This is a genomic window from Allobosea massiliensis, assembly GCF_042655245.1.
GTDB classification, from domain to species: domain Bacteria; phylum Pseudomonadota; class Alphaproteobacteria; order Rhizobiales; family Beijerinckiaceae; genus Allobosea; species Allobosea massiliensis.
On the sequence record NZ_JBHSLU010000019.1, the window covers coordinates 20,161 to 39,606 of the forward strand.

Genomic DNA, 19,446 nt, shown 5'->3' on the forward strand with positions numbered 1-19,446 from the left:
TCCCGGACGGAGCGCAGCGGAGATCCGGGACCTATTCCGGAGCCTTTGCGGGTTAGGCTCCGGAATGGATCCCGGGTCTCGCCCCGCTCGCCCGGGATGACAGCCGGTTATCGTACAGAGAGTCGAATCCCGACATGACCGCCACCATCCGCCTCACCATGGCCCAGGCGCTGACGCGCTATCTGAGCCGCCAGATGACCGAGATCGACGGGCAGCGCCTGCCCATCTTCGGTGGCGTCTGGGCGATCTTCGGCCATGGCAATGTCGCGGGCCTCGGCGAGGCGCTCTGGCAGGAGCGCGAGCGCCTGCCGACCTTCCGCGCCCATAACGAGCAGGCCATGGCCCATGCGGCCATCGCCTATGCCAAGGCGAACATGCGCCGCCGCTTCATGGCCGCGACGACCTCGATCGGCCCCGGCGCGACCAATCTCGTTACCGCAGCGGCGCTCGCCCATGTCAACCGCCTGCCGGTGCTTCTGCTGCCCGGTGACGTTTTCGCCAACCGCATTCCCGACCCCGTGCTCCAGCAGGTCGAGCATTTCAGCGACGGCACCGTCTCCGCCAATGATTGCTTCAAGCCGGTCTCGCGCTATTTCGACCGCATCACCCGGCCCGAGCAGATCATCCCGGCGCTCCATCGCGCCATGCAGGTGCTGACCGATCCGGCCGAATGCGGGCCCGTCACGCTCGCGCTCTGCCAGGACGTGCAGGCGGAAGCCTATGACTATCCCGAGAGCTTCTTCGAGGAGCGCCTCTGGACGCCGCGCCGCCCGCGGCCCGACCGGGCCGAACTCGCGGCGGCGGCCACCGCGCTGAAGGCCGCGCAGAAGCCGCTGATCGTGGCCGGCGGCGGCGTGCTCTATTCCGGCGCCAGCGACGAACTCGCCCGCTTTGCGACGCAGACCGGCATCCCCGTCTGCGAGACGCAAGGGGGCAAGTCGGCCCTGCCCGATGAGGCGCCGCTGAACATGGCCGCCGTCGGCGTCACCGGCACGGGCGCCGCCAACCGCCTCGCGGCGGAGGCGGATCTGATCCTTGCGGTGGGCACGCGCCTGCAGGATTTCACCACCGGCTCCTGGGCGCTCTTCGCCGCCGGCAAGAGCGTGATCGGCCTCAACGTTCAGGCCTTCGACGCCGGCAAGCACCGCGCCCTGCCGCTGGTGGCGGACGCCCGCGAGGGCCTCGCCGAACTGCGCGACGCCCTCGCTGGCTGGCAGGCACCCGCGAGCTGGACCGCCGACGCCAAGGCCGGCAAGGCCGCGTGGCGGAAGGAGGCCGCGGCGGTCACCGCCGCGACCAACGCCGCGCTGCCCTCGGACGCTCAGGTCATCGGCGCCGTCCAGCGCAGCCTCGGCGCGGAGGTCATCCTGCTGCATGCGGCCGGCGGCCTGCCCGGCGAATTGCACAAGCTCTGGCAGGCGGGCTCGCCCGGCTCCTACCACGCCGAATACGGGTTCTCCTGCATGGGCTACGAGATCGCCGGCGGGCTCGGCGCCAAGATGGCGCGGCCCGACAAGGAGGTCGTCGTCATGGTCGGCGACGGCTCCTATCTGATGATGAACTCCGAGATCGCGACCTCGGTGATGCTCGGCCTCAGGCTCACCATCGTGCTGCTCGACAATCGCGGCTTCGGCTGCATCAACCGCCTCCAGAACGCGACCGGCAGCGCCTCCTTCAACAACCTGCTGAAGGACGCCCGCCACGAGACCCTGCCCGAGATCGACTTCGTCCAGCACGCCGCCAGCCTCGGCGCGATCGCCGTGAAGGCCGCCTCGATCGCCGAACTGGAAGTTGCTCTGGCCCGGGCGAAGATAAACACCCGCACCACGGTCGTCGTCATCGACACCGACCCGCTGGTCTCGACCGGCGCGGGCGGCGCCTGGTGGGATGTCACGGTGCCGGAGGTCAGCGAACGCGCCGAAGTCCGCGCCGCACGGGCGAGCTATGACGAGCGCCGCAAGCGGCAGACGATCGGTGTGTAATCGGTACAACGTCGCCGTCATCCTGGGCGACCGCAGGTCGACCGGGATCCATCATAGGCCACAGCGCCCTCTGATGGATCCCGGTCTTCGCTGCGCGAAGCCCAGGATGACGGGCGAAGACGATCAGCGAATGGAAGAAAGACCCCACACATGATCCGCATCGGCGCAAACCCCATCGGCTGGTCGAATGACGACATGCTGGAGATCGGCGGCGACATTCCGCTCGAGACCTGCCTGAGCGAGGCCCGCACGGCCGGCTTCACCGGCATGGAGCTCGGCAACAAGTTCCCGCGCACCGCCGCCGCGCTGAAGCCGATCCTCGACGCCCATGGCCACGCACTCGTCTCGGGCTGGTACTCGACCGAGCTTTTGATCCGCGACGTCGCCGCCGAGATGGAGGCCGTGAAGGCTCACGCCACCCTGCTGCGCGACATGGGCTGCACCGTTCTGATCGCGGCCGAGACCTCGAACGCCATCCACTCCGACATGGCCAGGCCGCTCTCGGCCCGCCCGGTGCTGGCGAAGAACGACTGGGCGCCATTCGGCGCGCGCTTCACAAACTTCGCCCAGGGCCTGAAAGCCGAATACGGCCTTCAGCTCGTCTATCACCACCATCTGGGCACGGTGGTGCAGACCGAATCCGAGATCGACCGCTTCATGGCCGTCACCGGCGACGCCGTCGGGCTCCTGCTCGACACCGGCCACGCCACCTGGGGCGGCGGCGATCCCGCCCGCATCGCAAGGCACTGGAAAGCGCGCATCCACCATGTCCACTGCAAGGACATCCGCGAGGCCGTGATGTGGCAGTCCAACAGGGAGGACTGGTCCTTCCTGCAATCGGTGCTGGCCGGTGTCTACACCGTGCCGGGCGACGGGCTGATCGACTATGTCCGCGTGCTCAAGGAGCTGCAGGGCTATTCCGGCTGGATCGTCGTCGAGGCCGAGCAGGACCCGAAGAAGGCAGAGCCCGCAACCTATGCGAAGCTCGGCCACGCCAATCTCAGCCGCTTCGTCAAGGAAGCGGGGCTGGGCTGATCAACCTCCCCCGTCATTCCGGGGCGCCCGCAGGGCGAGCCCGGAACCCATAACCGCAGGTGTCGACGAACAGTCCGGAACGCCGCCACCCTGTCCGGCATCGACAGCGGTTATGGGTTCCGGGCTCTTCGCTGACGCGAAGCCCCGGAATGACGGCGCGGTTCGCCAGCCAGTACCTTAGACCTCAAGGACGCACCCCATGTCCCACCTCAAGATCCGCCCCACCGGCCGCCACGGGCTCGTGACCCGCGTCACGCCTGACAGCGCCGGCTGGACCTATGTCGGCTTCGAGCTGCACCGGCTCAAGGCCGGCGAGAGCGTGTCGGCGGCGACGGGCGATCGCGAGGCCTGCCTCGTCTTCGTCACGGGCAAGGGCGAGGTCGCGGCCGGCGGACAGGCTCTCGGCACCCTCGGCCAGCGCATGAGCCCCTTCGAGGGCAAGCCCTGGTCGCTCTATGTCCCGCAAGGGTCGGACTGGTCGGTGACGGCGACCACCGATCTGGAACTCGCGGTCTGCACCGCGCCCGGCTTGAAGGGCGGCCTGCCGGTGCGGGTGATCGCGCCCGACGATCTCGGCCAGGAGATCCGCGGCAAGGGCAGCAACACCCGCCACGTCACCAACATCCTACCCGAGAACGAGCCGGCGGATTCGCTCCTCGTCGTCGAGGTGATCACGCCGGCCGGTAACACCTCGAGCTATCCGCCGCACAAGCACGACCAGGACGACCTGCCGCGCGAGTCCCATCTCGAGGAGACCTATTACCACCGGCTGAACCCGCCGCAGGGCTTCGGCTTCCAGCGTGTCTACACCGACGACCGCAGCCTCGACGAGGCCATGGCGATCGAGGATGGCGACGTCGTGCTGGTGCCGAAGGGCTACCACCCCTGCGCCACCTGCCATGGCTACGATCTCTATTATCTCAATGTCATGGCCGGCCCGAAGCGGACCTGGAAGTTCCACAACGCCGCCGAGCATGAGTGGCTGACGAAGCTGTGAGGCGGCCGATGTCCTGGCGTCGTTCTCGGGCTTGCCCCGAGAACCTCAGGACGAGAATGCTCGAGCCGGAGATGGTCGGGTCAAGCCCGACCATGACGACGCGCCCCCCCTCACCCCCCGCACTTATAAACCGTCCCGGTCGTCGACGGCCCCTTCCACTTGATGTCGGCGACGCTGGTCAGGACATGGGTGCCGCCGAGATCGGCCGCCCGGATCTTCAGCCGCGAGATCGCAGCGTCCCGCGCCTTGTCGAGGATCAGGACGGAATGCAGCTCGGAGGCGCCGTCGATCTCACCGAGGCTGGTGCAGGATTCCACCACCGCCTTGTTGTCCGTCAGCACGACGATGTTCGACCGCGAGGTCGGGATCGCGCAGGCGCCGAGCAGGACGGGCAGCACGAGGGCCGGCAGCAGCGGGAGACGGGGCATGAAGGCTGTCCTCGGGCGGTGGCGAAACATCGTCCGCCATGATCCGCCGCTTTGCCGCAAATTCAAGGCGCGATCGGCTGGCTAACGAGCAGTCGGCCCGCCGAGATGCAGCACGGCGTCGAGCAGCGTGCGCGCATAGTCCGTCTGCGGCGCGGCGAAGAGCGAGAGGCTCTCTCCCTGCTCGACGATCCGCCCGTTCTGCATCACCACGGTGCGCTCGCACATCATCCGCACGACGTTGAGGTCGTGGCTGACGAAGAGCAGCGCCAGATCGTCCTCGCGCCGCAGCCGGTCGAGCAATTGCAGGATCACCGCCTGAACCGAGACGTCGAGCGCCGCCGTCGGCTCATCGAGGATCAGGAGTCGCGGCCGGCAAGCGATGGCGCGCGCGATGCCGACGCGCGCCTTCTGCCCGCCCGAGAGCTGGTGCGGGAAGCGCTCCAGCAGACTGCTCGGCAGCCCGGCGCGCTCCGCGCATTCGCTGACGCGGGCAGTGAGCGCCGCCCCGTCCTTCATGTTCAGAAGCCGCCGCAGCGGATGGGCGATGCAGTCGAAGGCGTTGAAGCGCGGGTTGAGGCTGTCGGTCGGGTCCTGGAAAACGATCTGGATGTCCTTGCGCAGCGGCGAGCGGTGGAAGTCGCGCGCGGCTTGAGTGCCGATCGCCTGGCCGTCAAACAGGATCTCGCCCTCGCTGGCGTCGATCAGCCGGCAGACCAGCCGCGAGATCGTGCTCTTGCCCGAGCCGGATTCGCCGACGAGGCCGAGGCTCTCGCCGGCCCGGATCGCGAAGGAGACGTCGTTCACCGCGACCACGCCGCGGTCATAGCGCTTCACCAGGTTCTGGACTTCGAGCAGCAGCGGCGTGCCCGGCGCGGGCTTGGCCTTTCTTGAGCCCTCATCCTGAGGAGAAGCCGCAGGCTTCGTCTCGAAGGATGCTCCAGGAGGCTCCGAGACCACTGAACCATCCTTCGAGATGGCCGCTGGCGCGGCCTCCTCAGGATGAGGGCTGTGGGCGACGGCAGACGGCGCCAAGGCCTCCGGCGCCAGATCGGCGATCGTCGAGGTCGCTGTCGGGGAGGCTGCGACCAGGCGCTTGGTGTAGGGGTGCTGCGGCGCGCTGAACAGGGACAGCGGCTGTGCCTCCTCGACGACCTTGCCCTGCTCCATCACGCAGACGCGCTGGCAATAGCGCGAGGCCAGTCCGAGGTCGTGCGTGATCAGGATCATCGCCATGCCGCGCTCGGCGGTGATCTGCGACAGCAGGTCCATCACCGTCTTCTGCGTGGTGACGTCGAGCCCCGTCGTCGGCTCGTCGGCGATCAGGAGCTTGGGTGCGCAGGCGATCGCCATGGCGATCATGACGCGCTGGCACATGCCGCCCGAGAGCTCGTGCGGATAGGCGTCGAGCCGCTTCTCGGGCTCGCGGATCAGCACCGCCTTGAGCAGCTCGAGCGCCCGCGCCCGGCCCTCGCCCGCCGAGATCGGCTCATGGGCCATGATCGCGTCGGCGATCTGCTGGCCGACCGTGCGGATCGGGTTCAGCGCGCCGCGCGGATTCTGGAAGATCATCGAGATCGCCGCGCCATGCAGGCGGCGCAGCTGCTTCGACGACGCCGTGGTGATGTCCTCGCCGGCGAAGCGGATGCGGCCCTGGCTGACCCGGCCCGACGCATCGAGCAGCCGCGTCACCGCAAAGGCCGTCACCGACTTACCTGAGCCGCTCTCGCCGACGACGCCCAGCGTCTCGCCGGCTGCGACCGAGAAGGACACGCCACGCACGGCCTCGACCAGCCCCCGCCGCGTCGAGAAGGTGACGTGCAGATCGTCGATGGCGAGGAGGGGGGCGGTGCTGGCAGGCATAGTGTTCATGGTCTCGCGCCCGTGGCTCGGACCCTCTTCGTCATTCCGGGGCATCGCGCAGCGATGAGCCCGGAACCCAGAACCGATGCCGGCTGGGCAGGAGGCGAAGCACGTCCCGTCATTTCCGCATAAAGCCTGAGGTTCTGGGTTCCGGGCTCGCCCCTTCGGGCCGCTCCGGAATGACGGAGAGGTTCCGGCATGAAACGACCATCACGTCCGCATCCGCGGGTCGAGGATGTCGCGCAGGCCGTCGCCGAGCAGGTTGAAGCACAGGACCGTCAGCATCAGCGCCAGCCCCGGAAAGGCGACGAGCCACCATTTGCCGGTCGAGATGAAGCGCGCGCCCTCCGCGACCATGATGCCCCATTCCGGTGTCGGCGCGGAGACGCCGAGCCCGATGAAGGAAAGCCCCGCCGCGTTCAGGATCGCCCAGCCGAGATTGAGTGAGACCTGCACCGCCATCGCCGGCAGCACGTTCGGCAGCAGGAAGCGCAGCACCACCGAGACATGGCTGTCGCCGCTGGCGCGCGCCGCCTCGACCCAACCGGCATTGCGGCGGACGTTCACCTCGGCTCGCGCGAAGCGGATATAGAACGGCAGGTTGATGATCGCGGTCGCGATGACGATGTTCTCGACCCGGTTGCCGAGCGCGGCGACCATCGCCATCGCCAGCACGAAGAGCGGGAACGCCATCAGCACGTCGACGAAGCGCCCGACATAGCGATCGAGCCGCCCGCCGGTATAGCCGCAGAGGGCGCCGATGACCGCGCCGAGCACAAAGGAGAGGCTGACGGCAGAGGCCGCGATCGCGAGGTCGAGCCGCGCCGCCACGATCAGCCGGCTGAACACGTCGCGGCCGAGCTGGTCGGTGCCCGCCCAATAGATCGCGCTCGGCGGCTTCAGCGCATTGGCGACATCCGACGCGATCGGGTCGAACGGCACGATCCAGGGGCCGATCACGGCGAGCACGCAGAGAATGAAGGCGCCGGCGGCGGCGACCGCCGTGACCGGGTTGCCGCGCAGGATCCAGACGGTGTGACGCAGCGTCGAGGAGGTCATGGCGCAAAGACTCCGCCGTCATTCTCGGGCGAAGCGAAGCGCAGACCCGAGAATCTCGCGCAGGAGACCCTCGTTTCCGAGATGGTCGGGTCAAGCCCGACCATGACATGTGCTGAAAAACCCCTCATTCCACCGACACCCGGGGATCAGCGATGCCGTAGAGCACGTCCACGGTCAGGTTCACCACGACGAAGATCGAGGCCATCAGCAGCACGAAGCCCTGCACAGGGGCGTAGTCAGACGAGAGCAGCGCATCGAGTGCATAGGAAGCGACGCCGGGCCAGGAGAACACCTTCTCGACGAGCACGTTCGCGCCGAGCATGGTCGAGAACACGATGCCCGCGATGGTCAGCACCGGCAGCAGCGCGTTGCGCAGCGCATAGGTGACGATGACCTTAGCCGGCGGCAGCCCGAGCGAACGCGCGGTGCGGACGAAATCGCTGCCGAGCGAAGCCAGCATCGCCGCCCGCGTGATGCGCGCCAGCGGCGCCACCACGAACAGCGCCATCGTCGTCGCCGGCAGCACGAGCTGCGCCGCGGCGGCCCGCCAGCCCTCCCAGTCGCCCGCCAGCGCGAAATCGATCAGCAGGAAGCCGGTCACGCGCGGCGGCAGCGAGGTGAAGATGTCGACGCGCCCCGTCGGGTCGGGCGCGAGGCCCAGCAGATAATAGAAGGCGTAGATCAGCAGCAGCCCCGAGACGAAGGTCGGCACGCAGACGCCGAGCGCGCAGATGAAGCGCACGAGATGGTCGATCCAGGAGCCCTGCCGCAGCGCCGCCGCGACGCCGAGCGGGATCGCCGTCAGCAGCGCGATCAGCAGCGCCGAGAAGGTCAGCTCCAGAGAGGCCGGCAGCCGCGATTTGAGATCCGCCAGCACCGGCTGCCCCGTGGTCAGCGAGCGGCCGAGATTGCCTGAGCCGATATCGCCGAGATAGCGCAGCAGCTGCTCGGGGACCGGCTTGTCGAGGCCCATCTGCTTGCGGATCATCTCGATCTCCTCCTTCCCGGCGCTGGGGCCGGACGCGAAGAACACCGCCGGATCGCCCGGCAGCACCCGCATCAAGAGGAAGGTGAAGACCAGCACGCCGAACAGCGCCGGCAGCGACGAAGCGAAGCGCCAGCCGGCCCGTTTGGCGGTGGTGGAGAGTTGCGACATGAGTTGTCTCGCTCGCCCTTGATCAATTCCTCACCGTCATCCTGGACAAGCCGCGAAGCGGCGCAGGCCGGAATCCATCATAGGGCACCGCAGTGCTTTATGATGGATCCCGGGACTTCGCATGCGCGAAGCCCCAGGATGACGGTGTGCGTTTGCGAGCCGATCAGCCCAACATCACTTCCGGCTCAGATCCCGGAAGTCGATCTGCCGGTGGAACTGGTAGACATAGCCCTCGATCGAGGGCGCCATCACCGCGTCCTGCGAGGGCTGCCAGAGCGGGATCTGCGGCATCAGCTCGAAATGCCGCGTGTTGAGCTGCTTGCCCAGCGCCGCATACTTGGCCATGTCCGGCTCGAAGCGGGCGGTCTGGGCCCAGTCCGTGATCTGCGGATCGTTGATCGAGGAATAGTTCCAGCGGATCGGGCCGATGTAGAAGTTGCGGTAGAAGTAGTCCATCGAAGGCAGCCAGGCGACGATGCCCTCGGTGAAAAACGGCACCTTCTTCTCGTTGATCAGCGTCGACATCTGCGCGTCCGGCAGCTTCTGGATCTCGACCTTGATGCCGATCTTGGCGAGCGCCTCCTTCAGCAGCGCCGCCATCGGCTCGGCCGTGCCGGCCTGGCCGACATTGAAGGAGAAGGTCGTCGAGAACCCGTCGGGGAAGCCCGCCGCGGTCAGCAGCTTCTTGGCCTCCGCGAGGTCGGTCTTCACCGGCTGCGGGATCGGGAAGGTCTCGCCCGTCGGCGCCTTGCCATCCGCCCAGGTCGCGCCATAGAGCGGCTTGCCGCGGCCGAACAGCGCCGCCTTGAACATGTCCTCATAGGGCAGCGCATAGGCGATCGCCTTGCGCACCTCGAGCTTGTCGAAGGGCGGCATCTGGTTGTTGAACGAGACGAAGGTGATGGCGTTGTATTGCGGGGTCGAGATGACCTTGAGCTTGCCCTTCTTCTCGAGATCGGCCGCGTCGGTCGCCTGCAGGTCGATGGCGATGTCCGCATCGCCCTTCTCGACGAGGTTGGCGCGGGTCGCCGCCTCGGGAATCGTCTGGGTGATGATGCGCTTGAAGGCGGCGGGCTTGTCGGCCGAGCCGCGGTTCCAGTCCGGATTGCGGCGCAGGATCGTGGTCTCGCCCGGCTTGAAGCTCTCGATGATATAGGCGCCGGAGCCGGCGGTGTTCTCCTTCAGCCAAGCCAGCGCCCAGGGGTCCTCCGGCGTCGCCTTCGACTTGGCGAGCTTGGAGTTGAAGATCACCGGATAGACCACGGCGAGATTGGCGAGCGCCAGCTTGTCCGGCTTCGGCAGCGTCACCTCGAAGGTGTGGGCGTCGACGACTTTGAACTGGTCGGGGCTGGTCAGCGAACCGGTCAGAAGCTGGCCCTTGCCGAGCACATTGGCCGTGACGGCGCGGTCGAGCGACCACTTCACGTCCTCCGCCGTTACCGGCGTGCCGTCGTGGAACTTGGCGTCCTTGCGCAGCTTGAAGGTGATCTTCAGCCCGTCGGGGCTGACCGTGTAGCTCTCGGCGAGCTCGGGCTGGAACTTGTCCAGATCGAAGACCCATTTGCCGTCGAGCTGCTTCTTTCCGAAAGAGAGCAGCCGGTCATAGGTCAGGAGCGAGAGGCCGAAAGCCTCGCGGGTCGAGCCCGGAATGTTCGGATCGAGCGTGTTGATCGCGGCGCCGGTGACGTGGCGCAGTGTCTCGGCGCGCGTCTGCGCCAGAGCCGGCAGCGCCGTTGTCGTCAACAGTGCCGCCGCGAGGCAGGCGGTCCGCAGCATGCTCATGATGATCCCCTCTGTTTTTGTGGTTCGGTCGACAGGTTGGTTCCGAACGGAACAGGATGCAAGCGGGGTGCCATGCGCGCCACGCTCAGCCCGCCGCCGCCGGGGGCCGGATCACCGCCTGCGGCTCGTCATAGGCCTGGAATTCCGCCCAGAGCCCTTCGATGTCGGCGCGGAACAGACCCCGGGTCAGCCCGCTCACCAACCGGGGCACGGCCGTCGTCATGGCGTTGATCGAGGAGCCCGAGGCGCCGAAGCTCATCGTCGAGGCGATGCTGAAGAGATGGATGTCGGCGATCCAGGGCGTCGCGCCGGGCACGCGTTCGGTCAGGGCATAATCGTCGGCGAGATAGGGAAAGCGCGCCAGCCGCTCGTCGCGCTCGGCGACGGGCGGGGTGTAGCGATCGCCCCAGGAGGCGATGTTGCCGGCAAAGCGCGCGAGTTCCGGCCGCGCGGCGAAGTCGATCTCGATGCCGGACGCACAAATCACGAAATCCACGGTCAGGCCGCCGGACGGCGTCGCCAGTTCGACCCCTCCCAACCCGTCGATGGCGCTCGCGACAGGCGATCCCAGATGCAGCCGAAAGGCGTCGTGGGTGGCGCAGCGATCATAGGTCGCCTGCGGAAACCCCTCGCGCAGCCCCATGATCGCGCTCATGAAACGCCAGCGCCAGGCATCGTCGAGATCGCCGAGATGGCGCAGGAAGCCGCGGAAGGTCAGCCAGCGATAGGGCTGCACCACCTGGATCTCCTGGCGCCGGCAGAGCAGATGCACCTCGGCGGCCCCGGCCTCCAGCGCGGTCGCGGCATTGTCGAAGGCCGAGGCGCCGGCGCCGATGACGGCGACGCGCTTGCCCGCCAGCGCCGCGAAGTCGATCGCTTCCGCGCAATGGGCCCGGCGCGTCGGCGGCAGCGCCGCAATCACCCCCGGAAAGCTCCAGTCGCCCATGCTCTCCTGGCCGGTCGCCAGCACGACCTTGCGCGCATAGAGCCGGCTCTCGACGCCATGGCTGCGGACCGTCAGCGCCAGCAGCCCGTCCGCGGGCGCGATGTCGACGACCTCGGCCTCGTTGCGGACGGGCAGGCCGGTGACATGGCGGAACCAGTCGAGATAATCGGCCCAGTAGCCCTTCGGGATCAGCGCCAGTTCATTCCAGCTGTCGGCGCCGTATTTCGCCTCATGCCAGGACTGGTAGGTCAGGCTCGGCACGTCGAGGTCGGGGCCGGTGAAGTCCTTCGGGCTGCGCAGCGTGTGCATCCGCGCATAGCTCCGCCAGGGGCCCTCCTGCCCGGCCGGCGCCTTGTCCAGAACCAGGATGTTGTCGACGCGCGAGCGCAGCAGGCCGAAGGCCGTGGCGAGGCCACACTGGCCGCCGCCGACGATGATCACGTCATGGGCCGGCTGGCCGTCCGGCCCCGTCTTCGGCGTCAGCCAGGGTGCACGCGGATGGGCGATGCGGGCGAGATCGGCCGCGACGCGGCTTTCGAGCAGGGAGAGACCGTCATGTTTCATGGCCGCCCCCGATGCAGCGTTCATGCCGTCCACGGCGCCCTCTCCGCTCAGGCCGCCAGCCAGCCGCCATCGACCACCATCGTGGTGCCCGTGCTGAAGGATGAGGCATCGCTGGCGAGATAGAGGGCGGCCTGCGCCACCTCCTCCGCGCGGCCGAAGCGCTTCATCGCATGGCGGTTGCGCGAGGCCTCCCGCACCGGCTCCGGATCGGCATGGCGGGCGAAGCTGCGTCGCAGCATCGGCGTGTCGATGGCACCGGGCGCGATCGCGTTCACGCGGATGCCGTCGGCGGCGTAATCCAGGGCCATCGTCCGCGTCAGCGAAAGGATCGCGCCCTTCGCGGCGATGTAAGCGCTGTTGCCGCGCCCGCCGGCGAGCGCAAGTTGCGAGGCGAAGGTCACGATCGCTCCGCCGCCGCGGGCCTGCATCCGCGGGATCGCCGCGCGCGCGAACAGGAAGGTGCCGCCGACATTGGCGCGGAACACGGCCTCCCAATCGTCGGGCGCCGTCGTCGTCACCGTGCCGCCGCAGGAGAACCCCGCCGCGGTCACCAGCACGTCCGGGCCGCCGAAACGGGCCTCGCAGGCCGCCACGGCTGCCTCGGCCAATCCAGGCTCACCCACATCGCCGCACTGGACAATGCCCGCGCCTCCCGACGCGGTGAGCTTCGCCAGCGTCTCCGCGAGGCCGGCCTCGTCGCGGTCGACCAGCGCGAGCTGCGCGCCCTCGGCCGCGAACAGGAGCGCGATCGCCTGGCCGATGCCAGAGCCCGCGCCCGTCACCAGGGCCGTCTTGCCGGCGAGCTTCATCGTCCCGTCTCCATGCTTCGTCCGTGAGCCTGCCACCAGGCGGCCAGCCTGTCGGCCGACGCCAGCCCCTCGGTCTGAGCCGACCAGCCGATGTCATGCGCGATCCGGGCCACGGCCATCGGCGCGCGGTCGGACGGGCCGTGGAAATCGATGGTCGCCGCCTCGCCCGGCTCGGCCAGGCGGCAGACGAAACCCGGGAAGGCCTGCGCCAGCCGCTGCCCCCAGTCGAGCAGCGTGAAGCGCGTTCCCGTCGAGACATTGTAGACGCCGTGGCCCAGCTTCTCGGCTGCGGCCACCGCCAGCAAGGCGTCCGCCACGTCGGGAGCGTAAATCCAGTCCCGAAGACCCGGCCGCGGCAGGATCGCGGGCTCGCCCGCCACGGCTGCCGCCAGGATCTGGCAATGCGGGCTCAGCGTGTCGCGCACGCCCGTCGCATGCTCCCAGGGCCCGAAGACCCCGCTCAGCCTAAGACTCACCACGTCGAGCCCCCAGAGATCGCCGAGCCGTGCACCGACCCGTTCGCTGGCCCATTTCGTGATGGCATAGAGCCCGACGGGATCGCCCGGTGTCGTCTCCTCCAGTTCGGCGACACGCTCGCCGGTCGCGCCATAGGCGGCCGCCGAGCTCAGATTGACCACCCGTCGCACGCCGGTCGCCCGCGCCGCCGCCAGGATCGGCACCTGCGCCAGGAGATTGACCTTCAGCGTCGTCGCCGGGTCGCTTGCGTCCCGCTCGCGCCCGGCGGTGATCGCCGCGCCCATCACGACGAGATCGGTGCCCGGCTCGATCGCCGCCGCCACGGCGGCCTCGTCGGTGACGTCGCCCTGGATGGCGATGAAGCCGCCCGGCAGCTTGGCGAAGGCCTGCAGTGCGGCCTCAGGGATCGGCGAGCGGTCGAAAGCCGTCACCGCATGCCCGGCGCGCAGCAGCGCCTCTGCGATGTTCAGCCCGACGAAGCCGGCCCCGCCGAAGATCAGAGTTCTCACCAAGGGACCTTTCGTCGGGTCAGGTGGCGCCGGCCATCCGCAGGGATGCGGCGCGTTCGCTGGAGAAGAGCTTGCGGCCGCAGCTAAGGATGCCGCCGTCGCGGCGGCAAGCCGCATCATGCGCGGAGGCCTGCGCGTTCTCGTCGGGGCGTGCCGCATTGCAAGGCGCGCCCTCATCGGCTAGGGCTCCGCCATCATCCTCCGGCCCCGTTTCACCGCAGCGGCCCGGCGCTTCGTCGCCGCGCCCCGAGGCGACCCTATCCCCGCGCGGCGCCGGTCCTGCCCATCGTTGCAGAGGAGCCTGTCATGGCCCGCAAGAAATCGAAGCCGCTCGAGGCTGAGTTCGTGATGTTCGACGTCGTCTATGTCGATGGCTCGCGCCGCTCCAACCGGCGTGTGCCCACCGCCCTGCTCGGCGGGCTCGACGGCGATGAACCGGCCCGCGACGCCATCATGGAGCAGGACCGCCTCATCGCCGAGAAGTCCGGCATGCCGCCGCTCGAAATCGCCAGCCTGACCCGCTCGGGCAAGCCGGCCGAGAAGCCGGCCCGCAAGGCGGGCTGAAACGGCCGACGGCGCGAGACGCGGCGGGTGTTCGACAAGCAACGCGCACAGGGATTTAACCCAAAAGGCGCCCTTGTCCTTGACCTGCCCAAGCTCCTGCATTTTAGTCCAAGCAGCCTTTGGGAGGCTGCAAAAAGGGACAAGAAATGCGTACCATTCTGATTGTCGGAGCTCTGGCGACTGTGCTCGCCGGCTGCCAGACGGCGCAGGAGTCGCTCGCCGATGCTGAGATCACCTGCGAGGCGCAGGGCTTCCGCCCCGGCACGCGCGCCTATCAGCAGTGCCGCTCCGCCAACTACGTGGAAAACCGCCGCGCCTCGAACGAGGCCGGCAGCGCGGTGGCGGCCGGCGTTGCCGCCGGTGTCGTCGGCGGCGCGATCGCGGCCTCCGCGAACCGCGGCTATTATCGCCGTGGCTACTATTACGGCCCCGGCTACTGGTGGTGAGATCACGGCGTGCCGCTCGCGCGGCGCGCTGACGCAAAGAGCCCTGCCGCAGCGATGCGGCAGGGCTTTTTCATTGCGACGTTGATCGCTTCGACCGTGCGTCGGGATCAGCGCTTCGTGGAGCGCCGGCGCGGGGGCGGGTTGTCGCTCGTCGTCGCCGAGGCGATCAGCGACCCGATGACATAGACCGCGATGCCGACGCCGATCATGGCGGCGATGGGCTCGCGCTCGGCCCTGTGTGCGATCATGCGGCTTCCGTAATCGGCATAGTCGCGCGCCTGATCCACATAGTCGCGAGCCTGGTTGCGCGCACTGCCGGAATGGCTGCGCAGCCACTTCTCCCCGTTCTTGAGCAGGCCTTCGCCCGAATCGACAGCCTCGCTGCCATAGCCCTGGAGCATCCGCGTCCAGCGGCCGAAATCGGGCTGGTAACGCTCGAAGCGGGAAGGCGAGGGGCGCATGGCGGCCCAGGCGATCAGGCCGACGCTCAGCGCGCCGAGCCCGAAAGCGGCCAGCGGATGCCGCTCCACCGCGTCGCGAACCGCCTCGCCGCCCTCGCGCGCCATTTCCATGGGGTCGGATTCGGTCAGCGCATCCTTGGCGCGCTGATAGCCGTCGCGAACAGTGTCGGTCGCCTTCTCGGCCAGATTGGAAGCCTTGGCGCGGACGGTACCGGCCAGGTTCTCGGCATCGTCCCGAGCCTCGTCGATGCTCTTAGGCACGTCGGGCGGGAAGCTGTTCATGGTCGCCATCGTCGGATCTCCTCATGCGGGCGGCGAAAGGGAATGCCCGTGCGGGCGCCGTCGCCGGCGGCTCGGGCCGTTGCGGAGAGAACGACCCATGGCCGGGAGTGTTCCCGAGGAATCCGCTCGGCTGGCACATCGAGCGGACGGAAACAGAGAAGGCGGCATTGCGACGCAGCATCGTCACGAGGAGGCCGCGATTGGATGCGATCCCTCGATTCCCATCCTGCAGAGAAAGGAGACGCGAATGGATGTTCAGCACCTCCTCATCCCGCACCCCGGAATCCTCTCGGATCCGGAATGGATCGCCCTGGAGAGCATCGAAGAGCAGACCTCACGCTTCGTCTTCGACGACTCGATGCTGCATGTGCTGGCGGATCGCGGCCTGGTCGAATCCGCCGGCGAAAGCTGGCGCATCACCGAGCATGGCCAGCGCCGCCTGAACGAGCGCGACGCCTGACCGCTCGGCGATGAGGGATCGAACCACGGCCGGCCGCACCGCGCGCCGGCCGTTTTCGTTCTGGAAATCGGGACCACCGCTCCCCATTCTCGGGGCACAGCCCGCCGCAGCAGGATCCGCCATGGCCAAGCCCGTCAGCATCACCGTCTCCCACGAACTCGGCCGCGAGGGCGCCGTCGCGCGCCTGCGCGACGGGCTCGACCGCATTCGCGACCGGCTGGGCATGGTGAAGATGGATCTCGTCGAGGAGCACTGGGAGGGCGACAGCCTGCATTTCGGCGTGGCCGCTCTGGGTTATACCGTCCGCGGCCGGCTCGATGTCGAGCAGACGCTGGTCAGGGTCGAGATGATGCTGCCCTGGGTCCTGGCTGTCTTCGCGGAAAAGCTGAAGATTGGCGTCGAGAAGCAGGGACAGATCCTGCTCGAAAAACCGCGAGCCTGATCTCTTCGTCGCGAAACCTGCGCGAGACTGACCATCGCAGCCGCGTTTTCGGTCCGACCGCGCGCTTCACTGTTGAAATTGCATAGGGCAGCCGCCATGGTCGCCGCTCGCACCCGATTTGCCTCCGACGCCTTCTGACCGACCGGGAGACCCATGCATCACGGCCCGCTGATCGCCATTCTCGTCGCGGGCCTCGGCCTGGCCTTCGTCTTCGGGGCGCTTGCCCAGAAGCTCCGCATCTCCCCCCTGGTGGGCTATCTCGTTGCCGGCGTCGCGGTCGGCCCTTTCACCCCCGGCTTTGTCGCCGACCAGAACCTCGCCAACGAACTGGCCGAGATCGGCGTCATCCTGCTGATGTTCGGCGTCGGCCTGCATTTCTCGCTGAAGGACCTGCTGTCCGTGAAGGCGATCGCCGTGCCCGGTGCCATCGTCCAGATCGGCGTCGCGACGCTGCTTGGCATGGGCCTCGGCCTGCTGATGGGCTGGGGCTGGATCGCCGGCCTCGTCTTCGGGCTGGCGCTGTCGGTGGCGAGCACGGTCGTGCTGTTGCGGGCGCTGCAGGAGCGGCGGCTCGTCCAGAGCGAGAAGGGCAAGATCGCCGTCGGCTGGCTGATCGTCGAGGACCTCGCCATGGTGCTGGCGCTGGTGATGATCCCGGCCGTCGCCGACGCGCTGCACGGCGCCCAGCCCGGTATCCCCTCGCCGCTCTCGAGCCAGTTCGACCTCGGCCTCTGGGGTGTTCTCGGCTTCACGCTGATGAAGGTCGTTGCCTTCATCGCCTTCATGCTCGTCGTCGGGCGGCGCGTCATTCCCTGGATCCTGCACTGGGTCGCCCATACCGGCTCGCGTGAGCTCTTCCGCCTCGCCGTGCTGGCGGTGGCGCTCGGCGTCGCCTTCCTCGCGGCCAGCCTGTTCGGCGTCTCCTTCGCGCTCGGCGCCTTCTTCGCCGGCATGATCCTGAGCGAATCCCCGCTGAGCCAGCGCGCGGCGGAGGAATCGCTGCCGCTGCGCGATGCCTTCGCGGTGCTGTTCTTCGTCTCGGTCGGCATGCTGTTCGACCCCGCGATCCTGCTGCGGGCGCCCGGACCGCTGCTGGCGACGCTGGCGATCATCCTGATCGGCAAGTCGCTCGCGGCCTGGCTGATCGTGCGCGCCTTCGGCAAGTCGAACGGGGTGGCACTGACGATCTCGGCCTCGCTCGCGCAGATCGGCGAGTTCTCCTTCATCCTCGCCGGGCTTGGCGTCTCGCTCGCGATCCTGCCGCCGCAGGGCCGCGACCTGATCCTGGCCGGCGCGATCCTCTCGATTCTGCTCAACCCGGTGCTGTTCGCGCTGGTCGACCGCTTCGCCGGCGACGCTGCGCCCAAGCCCAAGCCGACGCCATCCCCCGCCGCGGGCGTTGGTGACGCCTCCCCACCGGTATCCGCGGCGGAGCCGGCGCCCGATCTCGACATCACTCCGACCACGCTCTCCGACCACATGGTCGTCGTGGGCTATGGCCGAGTCGGAGCGCTGCTCGGCGCCGGGCTCAAGGCGCGCGGCGAAAAGGTGCTGGTGATCGAGGAACAGGGCGATGCGGTCGCGACGGCGCGGCGCGACGGCGCGGAGCTGCTGCTCGGCAATGCGGCCGATCCGGCGGTGCTGGCGGCCGCTGGTCTCGACCGGGCGCGGCGGCTCTTCGTCGCCATCCCGCAGAGCTTCGAGGCGGGTCAGGTCTGCGAACAGGCGCGGCGCGACAACCCGGCCCTGCCGATCGTCGCCCGCGCCCATTCGGACGCCGAGGTGGCGCATCTGACCCGCTGCGGCGCCACGCTGACGATCATGGGCGAAGCCGAGATCGCCCGCGCCATGCTGGCGCTCTGCGGGGCCGGAGAGCCGCCTGATGCAAAGGACGCGACGCCGGCGGCTTGAACGGCGAAACAACTGGCTCGGAAACACCGGCCGTCATCCTGGGCGAGCGAAGCTCGACCGGGATCCATCGGAGGACTGCGACGGCGCTCAATGATGGGTCCCGGCCTGCGCCGCTACGCGGCTTGTCCAGGATGACGGGGTTCGTCGGCGCCAGACCTGAGGCGATCTCAGACCATCTCGAACCGGATGTCCTGCGCGCCTTCCCAGAGCGTCTTGCGGCCGAGCGTGTAGAGGTTCTCGAGCCCTGAGGTCAGGGTGATGAAGTGGTTGCCGGCGAGCTGGCCCATCTTGCTGGCGAAATGCACGCCGCCATAGGCGAGCAGGATCTCGGTCTCGCTGATGCCGCCCGGATAGAGGATGATCTGCCCCGGCGCCGGATAGCTGGTGTGGTTCTCGTAGCCGACGCCGAAATCGAGATCGCCGAGCGGCATCCAGACGCCCTCGCCGCTCCAGCGCACATGCACGATCTTGCTGGTGAACGGCATGTGCCGGAGGAAGGCGGCGCAGGTCTTGGGCGCGTTTTCGAGCTCGAGCTTGGCTTCGAAGGTGAAGGGACCGGCGGTGACGATGAGCTGGGACATGCGGGTGCGCCTCTGAGATGGATGCCGTTACCGCCGGGAACGCCCTGAGGGGGCCGAGCCACGAGACGGTAGAATAAGATTATTTGTGAAATGATCTTATCCCGATTACCCTAGCATAAGGAGGTGCGCCATGGCGACAATGACGATTTCCTTGCCCGATCCGATGAAGGAATGGATCGAGGCCCAGATCAAGCAGGGCGAATACGCGAGCACGAGCGACTATGTCCGCGACCTCGTCAGGCGCGATCGCGAGCGACGCGCGCATCCCGAGCTGACCCTGGCGGATCTCCAGCGCATCGTCGCGGAATCGCGCGCCAGCGGCACCAGCGAAAAGACACTGCCGGACATTCTGGCTCAGGCGAAACGTGCTGCGGAGGTCAAGGCTGGCCGCAATGGCTGATTTCAGGCTGACGAAAAGAGCGGAGGCCGATCTATTCGACATCGCCCTGTTCGGCCTGGAGCGGTTCGGCGAACGGCAGGTCGAGGCCTATCTCGCCGAACTCGATCACGTCTTCGGCCTGCTGGCTGACCATCCACGCATGGGCCGCGTGGCCCAGGCCATCGCGCCGGGCGTGCGGCGCCACGAGCATCGCGCGCACGTCATCCTCTATGAAGAGATGCAGACTGGCGTCCGGATCCTCGCCGTCGTCCACGCCAGCAGCCTCCGCAGACTGACGCTGTGACGGCGCTCGGCC

The 19,446-nt window shown here is 68.2% G+C and carries 20 protein-coding genes; 10 read left to right on the forward strand and 10 right to left on the reverse strand.

Annotated features, from left to right (window positions below; translation table 11 throughout):
- Positions 1 to 134 precede the first annotated feature (134 nt).
- The 3 genes from iolD (at position 135) to iolB (ending at position 4,014) form a co-directional block, all read left to right on the forward strand.
- On the forward strand, positions 135 to 1,982 hold the full coding sequence (gene iolD / locus ACFPN9_RS10225; RefSeq protein ID WP_377816803.1) for a 3D-(3,5/4)-trihydroxycyclohexane-1,2-dione acylhydrolase (decyclizing): 1,848 nt from the start codon (positions 135 to 137) through the stop codon (positions 1,980 to 1,982).
- A gap of 150 nt (positions 1,983 to 2,132) precedes the next feature.
- Positions 2,133 to 3,017, forward strand: coding sequence for a myo-inosose-2 dehydratase (iolE, locus tag ACFPN9_RS10230; protein WP_066726110.1), 885 nt, complete (start codon positions 2,133 to 2,135; stop codon positions 3,015 to 3,017).
- Positions 3,018 to 3,216: 199 nt separating this feature from the next.
- Positions 3,217 to 4,014, forward strand: a complete 798-nt coding sequence (gene iolB / locus ACFPN9_RS10235; RefSeq protein ID WP_067254285.1) for a 5-deoxy-glucuronate isomerase — start codon at positions 3,217 to 3,219, stop codon at positions 4,012 to 4,014.
- Positions 4,015 to 4,124: 110 nt separating this feature from the next.
- On the opposite strand, the gene ACFPN9_RS10240 is transcribed toward iolB, so the two are convergent.
- The 8 genes from ACFPN9_RS10240 to ACFPN9_RS10275 form a co-directional block, all read right to left on the reverse strand.
- Positions 4,125 to 4,442 carry a hypothetical protein gene (locus ACFPN9_RS10240; protein ID WP_066726104.1) on the reverse strand — a complete coding sequence of 106 codons (318 nt, stop codon included), beginning with the start codon at positions 4,440 to 4,442 and terminating at the stop codon, positions 4,125 to 4,127.
- An 81-nt stretch (positions 4,443 to 4,523) separates the two neighbouring features.
- Complete coding sequence (nikE, locus tag ACFPN9_RS10245; RefSeq protein ID WP_245282379.1) at positions 4,524 to 6,311, reverse strand: nickel ABC transporter ATP-binding protein NikE; 1,788 nt, start codon at positions 6,309 to 6,311, stop codon at positions 4,524 to 4,526.
- Positions 6,312 to 6,512: 201 nt separating this feature from the next.
- Positions 6,513 to 7,361: an ABC transporter permease gene (locus ACFPN9_RS10250; RefSeq protein WP_066726098.1), complete on the reverse strand. Its 849-nt coding sequence runs from the start codon at positions 7,359 to 7,361 to the stop codon at positions 6,513 to 6,515.
- A gap of 124 nt (positions 7,362 to 7,485) precedes the next feature.
- Positions 7,486 to 8,517 (reverse strand): ABC transporter permease, encoded by a 1,032-nt coding sequence (locus ACFPN9_RS10255; RefSeq protein WP_066726095.1) that lies wholly within the window; start codon positions 8,515 to 8,517, stop codon positions 7,486 to 7,488.
- A gap of 174 nt (positions 8,518 to 8,691) precedes the next feature.
- Complete coding sequence (locus tag ACFPN9_RS10260) at positions 8,692 to 10,299, reverse strand: ABC transporter substrate-binding protein (protein WP_066726092.1); 1,608 nt, start codon at positions 10,297 to 10,299, stop codon at positions 8,692 to 8,694.
- 85 nt (positions 10,300 to 10,384) lie between these two features.
- Positions 10,385 to 11,809: an NAD(P)-binding domain-containing protein gene (locus ACFPN9_RS10265; protein WP_066726089.1), complete on the reverse strand. Its 1,425-nt coding sequence runs from the start codon at positions 11,807 to 11,809 to the stop codon at positions 10,385 to 10,387.
- Positions 11,810 to 11,856: 47 nt separating this feature from the next.
- Entirely contained in the window at positions 11,857 to 12,618 is a 762-nt protein-coding gene (locus tag ACFPN9_RS10270; RefSeq protein WP_066726087.1) for an SDR family oxidoreductase, read from the reverse strand.
- Positions 12,615 to 13,604, reverse strand: a complete 990-nt coding sequence (locus tag ACFPN9_RS10275) for an NAD-dependent epimerase/dehydratase family protein (protein WP_377816810.1) — start codon at positions 13,602 to 13,604, stop codon at positions 12,615 to 12,617. Before ACFPN9_RS10275 ends, ACFPN9_RS10270 begins: the two co-directional genes overlap by 4 nt.
- Before the next feature lie 306 nt (positions 13,605 to 13,910).
- On the opposite strand from ACFPN9_RS10275, the gene ACFPN9_RS10280 reads away from it, so the two are divergent.
- Both ACFPN9_RS10280 and ACFPN9_RS10285 read left to right on the forward strand, forming a co-directional pair.
- Positions 13,911 to 14,168, forward strand: a complete 258-nt coding sequence (locus ACFPN9_RS10280; RefSeq protein ID WP_066726085.1) for a hypothetical protein — start codon at positions 13,911 to 13,913, stop codon at positions 14,166 to 14,168.
- A gap of 146 nt (positions 14,169 to 14,314) precedes the next feature.
- Positions 14,315 to 14,614: a hypothetical protein gene (locus tag ACFPN9_RS10285; RefSeq protein ID WP_066726082.1), complete on the forward strand. Its 300-nt coding sequence runs from the start codon at positions 14,315 to 14,317 to the stop codon at positions 14,612 to 14,614.
- Between the two features lie 107 nt (positions 14,615 to 14,721).
- On the opposite strand, the gene ACFPN9_RS10290 is transcribed toward ACFPN9_RS10285, so the two are convergent.
- On the reverse strand, positions 14,722 to 15,366 hold the full coding sequence (locus ACFPN9_RS10290; protein WP_066726079.1) for a hypothetical protein: 645 nt from the start codon (positions 15,364 to 15,366) through the stop codon (positions 14,722 to 14,724).
- On the opposite strand from ACFPN9_RS10290, the gene ACFPN9_RS10295 reads away from it, so the two are divergent.
- The 3 genes from ACFPN9_RS10295 to ACFPN9_RS10305 all read left to right on the forward strand — a co-directional run bounded on the left by ACFPN9_RS10295 (position 15,356) and on the right by ACFPN9_RS10305 (position 18,170).
- Positions 15,356 to 15,817, forward strand: coding sequence for a hypothetical protein (locus ACFPN9_RS10295; RefSeq protein WP_156451789.1), 462 nt, complete (start codon positions 15,356 to 15,358; stop codon positions 15,815 to 15,817). The genes ACFPN9_RS10290 and ACFPN9_RS10295 overlap by 11 nt on opposite strands.
- A gap of 121 nt (positions 15,818 to 15,938) precedes the next feature.
- Positions 15,939 to 16,259: a polyhydroxyalkanoic acid system family protein gene (locus ACFPN9_RS10300; protein WP_066726073.1), complete on the forward strand. Its 321-nt coding sequence runs from the start codon at positions 15,939 to 15,941 to the stop codon at positions 16,257 to 16,259.
- Between the two features lie 153 nt (positions 16,260 to 16,412).
- The gene (locus ACFPN9_RS10305) at positions 16,413 to 18,170 is read left to right on the forward strand and encodes a cation:proton antiporter domain-containing protein (RefSeq protein WP_066726070.1); all 1,758 of its coding nucleotides are present in this window, start codon (positions 16,413 to 16,415) and stop codon (positions 18,168 to 18,170) included.
- A 167-nt stretch (positions 18,171 to 18,337) separates the two neighbouring features.
- On the opposite strand, the gene ACFPN9_RS10310 is transcribed toward ACFPN9_RS10305, so the two are convergent.
- Complete coding sequence (locus ACFPN9_RS10310) at positions 18,338 to 18,751, reverse strand: DUF3830 family protein (RefSeq protein ID WP_066726067.1); 414 nt, start codon at positions 18,749 to 18,751, stop codon at positions 18,338 to 18,340.
- A 130-nt stretch (positions 18,752 to 18,881) separates the two neighbouring features.
- Here ACFPN9_RS10310 and ACFPN9_RS10315 point away from each other — a divergent pair, with 130 nt between their 5' ends.
- Both ACFPN9_RS10315 and ACFPN9_RS10320 read left to right on the forward strand, forming a co-directional pair.
- A complete protein-coding gene (locus tag ACFPN9_RS10315) occupies positions 18,882 to 19,151 on the forward strand; it encodes a type II toxin-antitoxin system ParD family antitoxin (protein ID WP_066726064.1) in 270 nt (89 codons plus the stop codon).
- Entirely contained in the window at positions 19,144 to 19,434 is a 291-nt protein-coding gene (locus tag ACFPN9_RS10320) for a type II toxin-antitoxin system RelE/ParE family toxin (protein ID WP_066726060.1), read from the forward strand. The genes ACFPN9_RS10315 and ACFPN9_RS10320 overlap by 8 nt, the downstream gene beginning before the upstream one ends.
- The last annotated feature ends 12 nt before the right edge of the window (positions 19,435 to 19,446 follow it).

Bases quoted from the DNA above. Each gene is read 5' to 3' on its own strand.
- ACFPN9_RS10305 (WP_066726070.1), top strand. From the start codon at position 16,413: ATGCATCACGGCCCGCTGATCGCCATTCTCGTCGCGGGCCTCGGCCTG.
- ACFPN9_RS10280 (WP_066726085.1), top strand. From the start codon at position 13,911: ATGGCCCGCAAGAAATCGAAGCCGCTCGAGGCTGAGTTCGTGATGTTC.
- ACFPN9_RS10315 (WP_066726064.1), top strand. From the start codon at position 18,882: ATGGCGACAATGACGATTTCCTTGCCCGATCCGATGAAGGAATGGATC.
- ACFPN9_RS10285 (WP_066726082.1), top strand. From the start codon at position 14,315: ATGCGTACCATTCTGATTGTCGGAGCTCTGGCGACTGTGCTCGCCGGC.
- ACFPN9_RS10250 (WP_066726098.1), bottom strand. From the start codon at position 7,361: ATGACCTCCTCGACGCTGCGTCACACCGTCTGGATCCTGCGCGGCAAC.
- iolE (WP_066726110.1), top strand. From the start codon at position 2,133: ATGATCCGCATCGGCGCAAACCCCATCGGCTGGTCGAATGACGACATG.
- ACFPN9_RS10295 (WP_156451789.1), top strand. From the start codon at position 15,356: ATGGTCGCCATCGTCGGATCTCCTCATGCGGGCGGCGAAAGGGAATGC.
- iolD (WP_377816803.1), top strand. From the start codon at position 135: ATGACCGCCACCATCCGCCTCACCATGGCCCAGGCGCTGACGCGCTAT.
- ACFPN9_RS10320 (WP_066726060.1), top strand. From the start codon at position 19,144: ATGGCTGATTTCAGGCTGACGAAAAGAGCGGAGGCCGATCTATTCGAC.
- ACFPN9_RS10265 (WP_066726089.1), bottom strand. From the start codon at position 11,809: ATGAAACATGACGGTCTCTCCCTGCTCGAAAGCCGCGTCGCGGCCGAT.
- ACFPN9_RS10255 (WP_066726095.1), bottom strand. From the start codon at position 8,517: ATGTCGCAACTCTCCACCACCGCCAAACGGGCCGGCTGGCGCTTCGCT.
- ACFPN9_RS10310 (WP_066726067.1), bottom strand. From the start codon at position 18,751: ATGTCCCAGCTCATCGTCACCGCCGGTCCCTTCACCTTCGAAGCCAAG.
- iolB (WP_067254285.1), top strand. From the start codon at position 3,217: ATGTCCCACCTCAAGATCCGCCCCACCGGCCGCCACGGGCTCGTGACC.
- ACFPN9_RS10260 (WP_066726092.1), bottom strand. From the start codon at position 10,299: ATGAGCATGCTGCGGACCGCCTGCCTCGCGGCGGCACTGTTGACGACA.
- ACFPN9_RS10300 (WP_066726073.1), top strand. From the start codon at position 15,939: ATGGCCAAGCCCGTCAGCATCACCGTCTCCCACGAACTCGGCCGCGAG.
- ACFPN9_RS10270 (WP_066726087.1), bottom strand. From the start codon at position 12,618: ATGAAGCTCGCCGGCAAGACGGCCCTGGTGACGGGCGCGGGCTCTGGC.
- nikE (WP_245282379.1), bottom strand. From the start codon at position 6,311: ATGAACACTATGCCTGCCAGCACCGCCCCCCTCCTCGCCATCGACGAT.
- ACFPN9_RS10240 (WP_066726104.1), bottom strand. From the start codon at position 4,442: ATGCCCCGTCTCCCGCTGCTGCCGGCCCTCGTGCTGCCCGTCCTGCTC.
- ACFPN9_RS10290 (WP_066726079.1), bottom strand. From the start codon at position 15,366: ATGGCGACCATGAACAGCTTCCCGCCCGACGTGCCTAAGAGCATCGAC.